The organism is Tunturibacter gelidoferens (assembly GCF_040358255.1).
GTDB classification, from domain to species: Bacteria; Acidobacteriota; Terriglobia; order Terriglobales; family Acidobacteriaceae; genus Edaphobacter; species Edaphobacter gelidiferens.
The window spans coordinates 3,093,352-3,105,896 of the sequence record NZ_CP132938.1 but is presented as its reverse complement, the minus strand read 5'-3'; the positions used below and the strand labels follow the sequence as shown (position 1 = coordinate 3,105,896).

General features: G+C 59.0%; 12 protein-coding genes. All 12 read left to right on the top strand.

Annotated elements, in window-relative coordinates:
• Window positions 1-4 precede the first annotated feature (4 nt).
• The 12 genes from RBB81_RS13800 to RBB81_RS13745 all read left to right on the top strand — a co-directional run bounded on the left by RBB81_RS13800 (window position 5) and on the right by RBB81_RS13745 (window position 12,507).
• A complete protein-coding gene (locus RBB81_RS13800) occupies window positions 5-187 on the top strand; it encodes a hypothetical protein (RefSeq protein ID WP_179582585.1) in 183 nt (60 codons plus the stop codon).
• An 11-nt stretch (window positions 188-198) separates the two neighbouring features.
• Window positions 199-906, top strand: a complete 708-nt coding sequence (locus RBB81_RS13795; protein WP_353071038.1) for a hypothetical protein — start codon at window positions 199-201, stop codon at window positions 904-906.
• On the top strand, window positions 903-2,327 hold the full coding sequence (leuC, locus tag RBB81_RS13790; protein ID WP_353071037.1) for a 3-isopropylmalate dehydratase large subunit: 1,425 nt from the start codon (window positions 903-905) through the stop codon (window positions 2,325-2,327). The genes RBB81_RS13795 and leuC overlap by 4 nt, the downstream gene beginning before the upstream one ends.
• An 88-nt stretch (window positions 2,328-2,415) precedes the next feature.
• Window positions 2,416-3,054, top strand: a complete 639-nt coding sequence (gene leuD / locus RBB81_RS13785; RefSeq protein ID WP_353071036.1) for a 3-isopropylmalate dehydratase small subunit — start codon at window positions 2,416-2,418, stop codon at window positions 3,052-3,054.
• Between the two features lie 134 nt (window positions 3,055-3,188).
• Window positions 3,189-4,889, top strand: a complete 1,701-nt coding sequence (gene ilvD / locus RBB81_RS13780) for a dihydroxy-acid dehydratase (protein WP_353071035.1) — start codon at window positions 3,189-3,191, stop codon at window positions 4,887-4,889.
• Between the two features lie 99 nt (window positions 4,890-4,988).
• A complete protein-coding gene (locus tag RBB81_RS13775) occupies window positions 4,989-5,315 on the top strand; it encodes a DUF4288 domain-containing protein (protein ID WP_353071034.1) in 327 nt (108 codons plus the stop codon).
• Between the two features lie 78 nt (window positions 5,316-5,393).
• Window positions 5,394-7,274: a thiamine pyrophosphate-dependent enzyme gene (locus tag RBB81_RS13770; protein ID WP_353071033.1), complete on the top strand. Its 1,881-nt coding sequence runs from the start codon at window positions 5,394-5,396 to the stop codon at window positions 7,272-7,274.
• 253 nt (window positions 7,275-7,527) lie between these two features.
• Window positions 7,528-8,067, top strand: coding sequence for a hypothetical protein (locus RBB81_RS13765; protein WP_353071032.1), 540 nt, complete (start codon window positions 7,528-7,530; stop codon window positions 8,065-8,067).
• Between the two features lie 26 nt (window positions 8,068-8,093).
• Window positions 8,094-8,699 (top strand): acetolactate synthase small subunit, encoded by a 606-nt coding sequence (gene ilvN / locus RBB81_RS13760; protein ID WP_353071031.1) that lies wholly within the window; start codon window positions 8,094-8,096, stop codon window positions 8,697-8,699.
• The gene (locus tag RBB81_RS13755) at window positions 8,696-9,673 is read left to right on the top strand and encodes a hypothetical protein (protein WP_353071030.1); all 978 of its coding nucleotides are present in this window, start codon (window positions 8,696-8,698) and stop codon (window positions 9,671-9,673) included. Before ilvN ends, RBB81_RS13755 begins: the two co-directional genes overlap by 4 nt.
• Window positions 9,674-9,734: 61 nt before the next feature.
• The gene (gene ilvC / locus RBB81_RS13750) at window positions 9,735-10,760 is read left to right on the top strand and encodes a ketol-acid reductoisomerase (protein WP_353071029.1); all 1,026 of its coding nucleotides are present in this window, start codon (window positions 9,735-9,737) and stop codon (window positions 10,758-10,760) included.
• A gap of 247 nt (window positions 10,761-11,007) precedes the next feature.
• Entirely contained in the window at window positions 11,008-12,507 is a 1,500-nt protein-coding gene (locus RBB81_RS13745) for a sensor histidine kinase (protein ID WP_353071028.1), read from the top strand.
• Window positions 12,508-12,545: the final 38 nt, after the last annotated feature.

The following is a 12,545-nucleotide window of genomic DNA, read 5'->3' as shown; positions in this document are numbered from 1 at the left end:
CAACATGAGTCCGAGATTCAAGACGGCCCTGGCAAACCTCGCAATCACCGCAGCGCTGGTCTATCGCTGGCTGCGGGGAGCACCGCCGATGGTGCTCCTCATCACGGCGATCATCATGTTTCCTCTGGTCAACGGTCTGCTTTGGCTCAGCCAACGGCAGTTCAATCAACCCAGACGCAGTCGCTAAACAAAATGAAGATGCGCCACGCTATCCAACTCGCCGCCACTCTCCTGCTCTTCGCAGCTCCGGCCGCGCGCGCGCAAATCTCTTCGCCGCAAATCAAAAAAGACAAGAAGCAGCCGAAGGAAAACATTGAGTGGCTCTGGCAATACGCCCCTCCACCCGCCGACGGCCGCGAGACACAGTTGGTCCTCGACCAGCGCTTCCGTCCCTTCCTCGAGCAGTACTTCACCGCTCCACAAACCTTCTGGGGCAATCCCAAGACGGGCTACAAGACTCTCGCCGAGACCGCACTCGACTTCACCTCAGTCCCCGACAAGGTGCTCGCCGACAACAACCGGTACCTCTCCATCACCGGCTGCGTCTTCCGCTTCTGTCCTGAGCGCGGTCTGATCTGGGTCGATCTTAACGGCCCTCATCCGCTCATCGTCTTCGCCGCAATTGACTGGATCAAAGACAGCAGGACCCCCGATCAGTCCGGGGCCGAGTACACTCTTTGGGTTTTCCCGAATCACCCCATCGACCCCGACCACATTCCGGCAGCGCTCACCAACAGCGTCGCCCGCTGGACCGCGCATCCGCCGCAGGGCAACACACAGATCCAGCAGATCGCCAGCGCTATCCTCGTCGATCCCGACGGCACTCCGCATCAGATCAAACCGGCCGCCATCGGCGCTAACACCTTCACCCTCCCTCCATCAACAGAGCAAAAGGCACAACCATGAGCACACCCAAAACACTCTTCGAAAAAGTCTGGCAGCAACATCTCGTCGCTGAGCCCGCAGGCGAACCCAGCATCCTCTACATCGACCTGCACCTCGTCCACGAGGTCACCAGTCCGCAGGCCTTCGACGGTCTTCGCATGACAGGCCGCAAGCTTCGCCGCCCAGATCGCACCATAGCAACCGTCGATCACAACGTCCCCACCAGCAGCATCGAAGATCGCCTTCATATCGTCGATCAGATCGCATCGAAACAGATCGAAGCCCTGCGCAAGAACTGTGCCGACTTTGGCGTCGAGCTCTACGATGTCCAGTCGCCGAACCAGGGCATCGTCCACATCATCGGCCCAGAGCTTGGCCTCACCAAGCCCGGAATGACCATCGTCTGCGGCGACTCGCACACCAGCACCCACGGCGCATTCGGCGCACTCGCCTTCGGTATCGGCACCAGCGAAGTCGAACACGTCATGGCCACACAGACTCTCCCACAGGACAAGCCAAAGACCTTCCGCATCAATGTCGAAGGCGCATTGCCCCACGGCGTCACCGCCAAAGATATCGTCCTCCACATCATCGGCGAGATCGGCACCGCCGGCGCTACAGGCTATGTCGTCGAATACGCCGGCTCCGCCATTCGCGCCCTCTCGATGGAAGGCCGCATGACCATCTGCAACATGAGCATCGAAGCCGGAGCCCGCGCCGGAATGATCGCCCCCGACGCCACCACCTTCGCCTACCTCAAGGACCGCCGCTTCTCCCCGTCCGGTAGCGCATGGGACGGCGCAGTAGCCCACTGGTCCGAACTTGTAACCGACGCAGGAGCAATCTTCGATCGCGAACTCACCCTCGACGCATCCGATATCACTCCCACCGTAAGCTGGGGCACCTCTCCGGGCATGGTCACCGGCGTCAAGAGCACAGTTCCCCTGGCTGACCCCACCGCCAGCGAGGCCGATCAAAAGGCCTTCGAGCGTGCCCTCGAGTACATGGGTCTACACGCTGGCGAACCCATCGAAGAGATCAAAATCGACCGCGTCTTCCTTGGCTCCTGTACAAACGCACGCATCGAAGACCTTCGCGCCGCAGCCTCTGTCGTTCGTGGCTACCACGTCGCCACCTCGGTTCGCGCGATGGTCGTCCCCGGCTCACAGTCCGTCAAGGCACAAGCCGAAAAGGAAGGCCTCGACAAGGTCTTCACCGAAGCAGGCTTCGACTGGCGCGAGCCCGGTTGCAGCATGTGCCTCGGCATGAACCCCGACATCCTCGCCCCCGGCGAACGCTGCGCCTCCACCAGCAACCGCAACTTCGAAGGCCGCCAGGGCCGTGGTGGCCGCACTCATCTGGTCAGCCCGCAAATGGCCGCCGCAGCCGCCATCACCGGCCACTTCACCGACATCCGCACCTGGCAGTTCAAGGACAAATAGCCGAAGGGAGCGTGGGGCTTTAGCACCGCGAAACATCAACCAATAATTGAGGGCTTTAGCCCCGAGCCTTCTGCCAAACGAGGAACTCATGCATCCCATCAACGTTCTCACCAGCCACGCCGTCCCGCTCGACCGCCCAAACGTCGACACCGACCAGATCATCCCCAAGCAGTTCCTCAAGCGCATCGAGCGAACCGGCTACGGCGACTTCCTCTTCTACGACTGGCGCCGTATCCAGGATGGCCCACACGCGGGGGAGCCTCACCCGGACTTCGTCCTCAACAAACACCATCACAAGGGCGCGAAGATCCTCATCGCCGGAAAAAACTTCGGCTGCGGCAGTTCCCGCGAACACGCCGCCTGGGCCCTCACCGACTTCGGCTTCCTCGCCGTCATCGCCCCCAGCTTCGCCGACATCTTCTTCTCCAACGCCGGCAAAAACGGCATGGTTCTCGTTCGCCTCCCCGAGTCCGACGTCGAAACCCTGATGCATCGCTCCGAAAAAAATCCAGCGCACAAGATCACCATCAACCTCGAAGCCCAAACCATCACCGACGACGAAGGTTTCAGCGCACACTTCGAAATCGACTCCTTCCGCAAATACTGCCTCCTGAACGGCCTCGATGACATAGGTCTGACGCTGCGCCATGAATCCGAACTTGACGCCTTCGAAAACAAACATGACGCCGAGTTCTGGCTGAAACCACGCAGCAGCGCAGCCGCATAGATAAACCCGCTGCATATCTACACCGCAGTTTGTTGTTGCTGTCATCCTGAGCGGAGCGAAGGATCCCGAAGATCTCTCGGATCTCACGACCGCTCGAACCTTTTCAACCCGAAACACTCAAACACGGAGATGAATTGAGCAACGAACTCAATCCCGCAAAGAAGTACTCCAAAGTCCTCACTGAAGGGCCATCCCGCGCCGCAGCTCGCTCTTACCTGCGCAGCGTAGGCTTCACGAAAGAAGACCTCCACAAACCCATCATCGGTATCGCCAACACCTGGACCGAGGTCGGCCCCTGCAACTTCCATCTTCGGCAAGTCGCCGAAGCCGTTAAGCAAGGCGTCCGCGACGCCGGCGGCACGCCCATGGAGTTCAACACCATCACCGTCCACGACGGCATCACCATGGGCACCCAGGGCATGAAGGCCTCGCTCGTCTCCCGCGAGGTCATCGCCGACTCCATCGAGCTCGTCACCCGCGCCAACTCCTTCGACGGCCTGGTCTGCATCGCGGGTTGCGACAAGAACATGCCCGCCGCCATCATGGCCCTCGCCCGTCTCGACATCCCGGGGCTCATGCTCTACGGCGGCTCCATCGCCCCCGGCAAACTCCCCCAGCCCGACGGCACCGTCAAGGAGATCACGATCCTGCAGGTCTTCGAAGGCATGGGCTCACACGCCGCCGGCAAGATCACCGATGACGAGCTCGAAGCCCTAGAAGCCGCTGCCTGCCCTGGCCCCGGAGCCTGCGGCGGACAGTTCACCGCCAACACCATGGCCATGGCCGGCGAGTTCCTCGGCATCTCCCCCATTCAGATCACCGGCGTCCCCGCCATGTCACCAGATAAAGCCGCGGCCAGCCGCGAAGCCGGCCGTATCGTCATGGATCTCGCAAAGAACGACCTTCGCCCCTCCAAGATCGTCACCCGCAAGGCCATCGAGAACGCCTACGTCTCCGCCTGCGCCTCAGGCGGCAGCACCAACGCCGTACTTCACCTGCTCGCCATCGCGCGCGAGTTCAACATCCCCTTCACCATCGACGACTTCAACGCCATCAGCGACCGCACACCGCACATCTGCGACCTCTCCCCCGGTGGCAAATACGCCGCCAAGGACTATCAGGATGCAGGCGGCAGCCGCCTCCTCGCCAAGCGCCTCCTCGACGCCGGTCTTATCGACGGCAGCCAGATAACTGTCACCGGCAAGACCCTCGCTGAAGAGGCCTCCGCCGCCGTCGAGACGCCTAACCAGGCCGTCATCTACACCACCGAGCACCCACTCAAGGCCACCGGCGGCCTCGTCATACTCAAGGGCAACCTCGCGCCCGAGGGCTGCGTCGTCAAAGTCGCCGGCCACGAGCGTCTCTTCCACGAAGGAGTAGCTCGCGTCTTCGAGTCCGAGGACGAGTGTCACGCCGCCGTCGAAGCCGGCAAGATCAACCCCAACGACGTCTGCGTCATTCGCTACGAAGGCCCACGCGGCGGCCCCGGCATGCGCGAGATGCTCGCCGTCACCGCCGCCATCAAAGGCATCCCAGAGCTCAGCGAAACGGTAGCGCTCCTCACCGACGGCCGCTTCTCCGGAGCCACCCGCGGCCTCATGGTCGGTCACGTCGCCCCCGAAGCCCAACTCGGCGGCCCCATCGCAGCCGTGCACGAAGGCGACACCATCACCTTCGACATCCCCAACCGCAAGCTAACCCTCAACGTCCCCGAAGCCGAGATCGCCACTCGCCTCGCCGCATGGAAGGCCCCCGAACCCCGCTTCAAACGCGGCGTCTTCGCCAAGTACACCAACTCAGTAAGCAGCGCCAGCGAAGGAGCTGTCACAATCTAGTTTTTCGTTGTTGTCATTCCGCAGCGAAGCGGAGGAATCTGCTTCTCGATCTTGAGGTTGCACACAAAACCTGGCTTTAGCCCATGAGGTAACCGCTCTATGTCAAAAACGAAATGGATTCCGAAGGACATGGAGTGGTTCCTCGCCGACATGATTCAAGAACTGAAGGTCGCAGGTGCGGAAGACTCCACCGTTTGGATCAATACACATCTCATCAGAGCAAGTTCGCCGGATGAAGCCTACGAGAAGGCGTTGAATCGCGGAAAACTCTACGAGGATTCTTGGACCAACACCAGTGGGAGCAGGTCGTCTCACAATTTAGAGGACTTCGTGACCTGCTTCTGGTTTACGAAAAGCTTGAAGACGGCGCGGAGATTATGTGGGAAGAGCAAGAAGACGTCAGCGAACAAGGCATTCAAGAAATGATTAAGCCAAGAGCGCAACTAGGAGCGATTGAGGCACATGGAGCAAAGCGAGGAAAAGCGTCAACGGGAGGTAGCAATCATGTCAATTAATAAAAATCACCACCCCCAACTCACTGGAGCCGAGATCATCTGGGCCACACTCGTCGGCGAGGGCGTGGACAAGGTCTTCGGCTACCCTGGCGGAGCCATCCTTCCCGCCTACGACGCACTGCGCAAGTTCCCTATCCACCACATCCTCGTCCGCCACGAGCAGGGCGCATCGCATATGGCTGACGGCTACGCCCGTGCTTCGGGGAAGGTCGGTGTGTGTATTGCCACCAGCGGCCCCGGAGCTACGAATCTCGTTACCGGCATAGCAACCGCCATGCTCGACTCAATCCCGATCGTCTGTATCACTGGTCAGGTTGGCAGTAAAGTTCTCGGCTCCGATGCATTCCAGGAGGTCGACATCACCGGCATCACTCTGCCCATCACCAAGCACAACTACCTCGTCACGCGCGCCGAAGACATCGCACCAACCTTGCGCGAAGCCTTTCAGGTTGCGACCAATGGCCGCCCTGGTCCGGTGCTGGTCGACATCACCAAGGATGCACAGCAGAACACCGCCGCCTTCAACTTTGAAGCTGCTGCACCCGCGTCCTACCGCCCTCACCCCATGCTGCGCGCGGAGTCCTCCTCCATCCAGCAAGCCATCGAGTTCATCAAAGCAGCAAAGAAACCCGTCATTCTCGCCGGTCACGGCATCACGCACTCCGGCGCCGAAGCACAAGTTCTCGCCTTTGCAGAGCGCCAGCAGATTCCTGTCGCCAGCACGCTGCTTGGCCTTGGAGCCTTCCCGACCTATCATCCGCTCTCGCTCGGCATGATGGGGATGCACGGCGAATCGTGGGTCAACAACGCCATCCAGCAAGCCGATCTGCTACTTGCCCTCGGTATGCGCTTCGATGACCGCGTCACCGGCAACCTCGCCCACTATGCACCCAACGCAAAGAAGATTCACATCGAGATTGATCCGTCGGAGATTAACAAAAACGTCCGCGCCGACGTAGCCCTCATCGGCGACCTCAAAGAGGTCCTCGAACTCCTGCTCCCGCTTCTCGACTCCACTGGCTACACACTCGATCGCGACAAAGGCACCATCCGATTCGGAGATGGCGCCGACGGAAAGCGCCCTCCATCCGGCGATCCAGGCGGCTCCCGTCAAGGCAGCGGAGCAGCGGGAAACGTACCACGTGCAACCACCGACTGGCTCCGCGAGATCAACGCCATGAAGGGCGATGCAGCCGTCCGCGACATCATCAATCTGCCCGACAATGGCCATCTTTATGCAGCCCATGTGATCAACGACATCTGGCGCGAAGCACACGCTGCCGGCCGCGCCGATCAGACTATCATCGTGACCGATGTAGGGCAGCACCAGATGTGGGAGGCGCAGTACTACAAGCACGATGCGCCTCGTTCGCTGATCACCAGCGGGGGCCTTGGCACCATGGGTTTTGCGCTTCCTGCGGCGATTGGAGCGAAGGTCGCTTGTCCTGACAAAGATGTCTGGGTGATCGCTGGCGATGGTGGCTTTCAGATGACGGCTGCTGAGCTTTCGACCATTGTTCAAGAGGGTTTGGCGATCAACATTGCAGTGATCAACAACGGGTTTCTGGGCATGGTTCGGCAATGGCAGGAGGCGTTTTATGAGAAGAACTACGCGGCTTCGCCGATCCTGTCGCCTGACTTTGTGAAGCTGGCTGGCGCGCATGGTATTGATGGGGCGCATGTTAGCGAGCGAAAGAATGTTACACCGACGGTTACGAAAGCGCGCACCAGCGGTAAGGCGTTTCTTATCAACTTTCAGGTTGAAAAAGAGGATGGGGTTTATCCGATGATCGCTCCTGGGGCAGCGCTTCACGAGATGGTGCGGCGGCCTGCCAGCGATCCACTTCTTGAGACGGCGGAGGATGAATAATTTTCCGTTTTCCGCAGAAAAAATTCCGGCTGGTGGTCGAGGAGCGAAGACCTCTGTTTTCCCTTGTTTTTGAGGGGTGTTTTGTGAAAACCGGTGTTCTGAACGTGATTTTTTGATGGTGAGAACGTGGTGAAATGCGTGGTAAACGTGGTGCGTTAGCAACGTGCTTTTTGGCCTCGAAAAATGCGCCACGTTTTTGAAGTTTATTTTTTGCCCGCTGCACGGTTGTGATCTTTTGAGGGAGGGGTTACCGATGCCGAGTCGATTTGGAGCTGGAGCGAGTAGAAGATTCGGAGTCGTCGCATGCGTGGCCTGGCTGGTTCTGGGCATCTCGATGTCTGCGGCGTCTGCTTCGGCTCAATCTGCTGCGCCGGCTCAAGCTGCTCCGACCGAACCGCCGCCACCGCCGGGTCAGGTTCGCATCCGGGTGATCAATGCGCTCACCAACCAGCCCGTCCACGATGAGAGGTTGAATGTGGCTCTTCGCGTGGATCAGATCGGGTCGGTCGCCATGGGGACCGACAAGAACGGGATCATCCTGGTGGATCCGAAGAGGGCGACCATTCTCCGCATCCTCGCGAATATGTATGCGGACTGCAGGCCGCGGAGCGAGCTTTATACCAACTACTCCGTCGCTGCGATTCTCAGCACTGGAGTCACAACCGGCAATCTTTGCAGCAGTGCGAGCCCGAAGGCCAAGCCCGGCGAATTGATCCTCTACGAGGTTCCCAAGACTTATCTTCGCCAGTACCCTGCACCGCCTGTCGATTCCATGCCTCATAGTCCAAACTAAACGCCGAACTCCGTTGAAAGGCACTTATGCTCCACACCTTTGTAGCTCTCGTGCAAGACAAACCCGGCGTGCTGACGCGTGTCGCCTCCCTGTTCCGTCGACTCAACATCAACATCGTCTCGCTGACGGTGGGCGAGAGCGAGCGGCCTGAAGTGTCGCGCATGACGATCGTCTGCGAGGCGCCTGACCATGCCGCGCACCGCATTCGCGCCTCGCTGTACAAGCTGGAGATCACGGTGGACGTGGACGAGGTGGGGCGCGCCGACGCTGTCATTCGCGAGCTTTGCCTGATCAAGGTTGCAGCCGGGCCGAAGACTCGCTCGCAGATCTTCGAGCTTGCCAACGTCTTCCGGGCGCGTGTGGTCGATCTCGCGCCCGAGTCGGTCATGCTCGAGATGACGGGCGCGGCCAGTAAGATTGAAGGACTGATCCAGGTGCTCACCGAGAGCGGCTACACGATTCTTGAGGTCTCGCGCACGGGACGGATGGCGATGCGCCGCGGCCACCACACCAGCCGCGTGCTGAAGGCGCTCGGCACGCCTGATCCTGACCACCACGATGAGACGTCGTTTCCTGAAAAGCCACAAGCGGATGAGATTCTCCCGAGCGAGTTCTCCGAGGACAGCCAGTGATCTTTCAGAAACGATCGAACGCGCTACATTTAGCCCATTTTGTACTAGCCGGATTGAGTTCCTTCGCCTGGTTCTCGCCCTGGAACGCAAAAGCGGAGACGCCCGATAAGGTCTCCATTGACCTTCACAAAGTCGTTGGCGCAGAACATGCGTGCGCTCTGGGGCAAAGATCAGTTCAATTCATCTCTGAAGAAGAATTACTGTTGCAGGCAGGTCCAACAGAGAAGTGCTATCAATCAGTCAGCCAACTTGAATTGATCGTTATTTCGCTCGATGGACACATTTTGGCTCGCAAACCATGGCCCTCTACATTTTCAACAATTGTTTTGCCTTCCAAGCGAATTGCGCTCTCTAACCTGACTGAACTTCAGGTGGTAAACGACAGACTCGCAACGATTCAAGTGCTCCCACTTCCGGATCAGGCAAAATCTTTGGGTGGCTTTCTTTCTTCCGAGAGCACCGACAGAATTCGTCTAGCTGTAGCGAATGGAACTCTTGTTTTTGGAGGAACACCACTTCTGTACCTGCGATTCGATCCTCGTAGCGAGATCAAGCCAGGCGAACCGCGGCCCGTTTATGCTGAAGGCGACGGAAGGCAATTGGTTCTAGACGGAAGCCATCTAAGCGAGCGAGGGAACGAAGGAACGCTAAGAAAAATTGCGGATCTTAGTTGGGTTATTCCCTGCGATAAATATTGCCAGGCTTACGATGCCGGAACTGCGTTTGAAGTGGTGACTACGAAAGAACGTAGAATATTGGTCATCTCAAATGGCTCTCGTTTTCCCGTTACAGACGCCGCAGGCCTATTTCCCTATTTCCGCTTAGCAGTCTTCGATCTCGACACCGGAGCAGAGATTTACCGTGAACAATTCGTGACGAAAACTGGCGAACGATCGGCGGCTCTCAGTCCAGAAGGTGACCTTCTCGCAACCTTCTCTGGAGACTCAATTTCAATTCGCAAATTAAAACACTAGTTATCCCTTGAACCACATCGACAACACAACCCATCTCTAAATAAGGAAAGTAGAAAACACAATGGCAAAGGCATACCACGACGCAGACGCAGACCTCTCTCTTATCCAGGCAAAGAAAGTTGCCATCATCGGCTATGGCTCGCAGGGCCATGCGCACGCGCTGAACCTCAAGGACTCGGGCGTTGACGTTCGCGTGGGTCTGCGCAAGGACTCGCCCAATGCGGACCGCGCGCGCAAGGCCGGGCTTCAAGTCGATACGGTCGCCGAGGTTTCGAAGTGGGCGGACGTGATCATGAATCTGACGCCGGACCAGACAGCGGCGAAGGTCTACCACGCGGAGATTGAGCCGAACATGAAGCCGAACGTGACGCTGATGTTCGCGCATGGCTTCAACATTCGCTTCCGCACCATCACACCGCCTGCGACGGCCGACGTCTCGTTGGTAGCGCCGAAAGGCCCTGGGCATCGCGTTCGCGAGGTGTTTACCGAGGGCGGCGGCATTCCGGGGCTGGTTGCGGTGGAGCAGGATGCGAGCGGACATGCGCTTGCGCTTGCGCTGAGCTACGCCAAGGGGATCGGCTGCACCCGCGCGGGCGTGCTTGAGACCACCTTCACCGAAGAGACCGAGACCGACCTCTTCGGCGAGCAGGCGGTTCTGTGCGGCGGCACCAGTGCGCTGGTGAAGGCAGGGTTCGAGACGCTGGTCGAGGCCGGCTACCAGCCCGAGCTGGCGTACTTCGAGGTGCTGCACGAGCTGAAGCTGATCGTCGACCTGATGTATCGGGGCGGCCTGGAGTATATGCGCCACTCCATCTCCGACACCGCAGAGTGGGGCGATTATGTGGCCGGACCACGCATCGTCACGCCCGAAGTGAAGAAGGCGATGAAGGGCCTGTTGAACGATATCCAGGACGGAAGCTTCGCCAAACGATTCATCGAGGAGAACGAGACCGGCCGCCACGAGTTTTCCCGCATCCGCAAGCAGGAGGCCGCTCACCAGATCGAGAAGGTTGGGGCCGAGCTTCGTAAATCTATGCCGTTTCTCGACCCGGTCGTCGTAAAAGACGGTCAGGTTTACAAAGCGTAGAGTTGCACGTCTAAACAGCTGCAAGTTTTTACCAATCGAAGAGACGAGGAGCGGCATCTAAGAGGGTGTCGCTTCCTCTGTTTCCATCTCAGAATGATTCTCGAACCCGCGAATATCGCGTCGGCTGGACCAGCCTGCTTGAAATTTATGAGCCAGGAACAACCACCAAGCGGAACCTCTGTAACAATGGAGATGTAGATCTAACTGAACCGATTCAGACGCCAGCGCGACAGAAGGAGCTCCAGGAATGGCCACTTTGAACAACGTTGAAAGCCTCCTATCGACACTTCCCGCTCCCTCGGCAGATCAGGTGGCAGGTCCTCCCGCTCAACCGTCCCCCGTTGCTGATATCGTCGCCGGGCTGCGCACCATTGCTCCGCTCGACGGTCTGACGGACGAGGAGTACACCTGGATTGCGACAAAAGGGACCGAGCGCGTTGGCCAGGATCGTTCCATCGTCTTCCGCGAGGGTGAACCTGCCTGCAATATGAACTTCATCCTCCAGGGAGAGGTGCAGGTACGCCGTCGCCACTCGAATGCTGCGCTGTTTATCGGCCGGGCCGGCTCGATGACGGGCAAGCTGCCCTTCTCTCGCATGAAGACCTACGGCGGCGAAGGTTACTCGGTTGGTCCGGTATGGGCGATCGATGTTCATGAGTCTCTGTTTCCGGAGATGATGGTCGCGATCCCATCGATGGCGCAGCGCAGCGTCTCACAGTTGCTGGACCGCGTGCGCGAGGTGACCCGCATTGAGCAGCAGTCCGAGAAGCTCAATGCACTTGGAAAGCTCGCTGCGAATCTAGCCCACGAACTGAACAATCCCGCCTCCGCAGCGCAACGCTCTGCCGCCAGCCTGTTCGGCGAACTGCGCGAGTATGGCGACCAGAAGTATCGTATGGGCAAGCTTTGCCTGCCCGATGAGACGACAGAGAAGTATCGCGAGTGGATCAAGAATGCGCGTGCGCGGATGTCTGCTTACTCCAACCTGCCCAAGGGCTCGCAGAATCCGCTGGCGAACACAGATCGCGAAGAGATGCTGATTCAGTGGCTCAACGCTCATAACGTTCCCAATCCGTGGACGATCGCACCCGCGCTGTCGGAGACGACGCTGGCGTTTGACCTGCTCGATGAGCTCGCGGCGATCGTCGGCCCTGAGGTGCTTCCGGTCGCCGTTGCGACGGTCGCCAGCTCCCTGCGGGTGGAGCGTATGGCTGAGACGGTAGTCGATTCCACGGTGCGCATCTTTGACCTGATCAGCGCGATCAAGGACTACTCGTACATGGACCAGGCGCCGATCCAGGACGTCGACCTTGCGCAATCGCTTGAAAATACGCTGGTAATGTTCAACTCGCGGCTCAGAAACGTCAAGGTGGAGCTTGAGTTCGATCAGGGTCTGGAGCCGGTGAGCGCCTACGGTAGCGAACTCAACCAGGTCTGGACCGCCTTGATCGAAAATGCGCTCGACGCCATGAATGATATGGGAACGCTGCGGCTGACGACCCACAAAGGTGGCCAGATGGCCCTGGTAGAAGTCTGGGATTCGGGGCCTGGAATCGAGCCGGAGATCAAGTCGCGGATCTTTGAGCCATTCTTCACCACCAAGGCGCCGGGCCGCGGGCTTGGACTTGGACTCGACACCGTTCAGCGCATCGTCAATAAGCACTCTGGGTTCGTTACGGTTGAATCGAAGCCGGGAGCTACCTGTTTCCAGGTCCGGTTGCCACTCGATCGTCTCCAGGCTTACTAAAGCAAATGGGGAGAGGTATTTAGCCCATCTTCTTTATC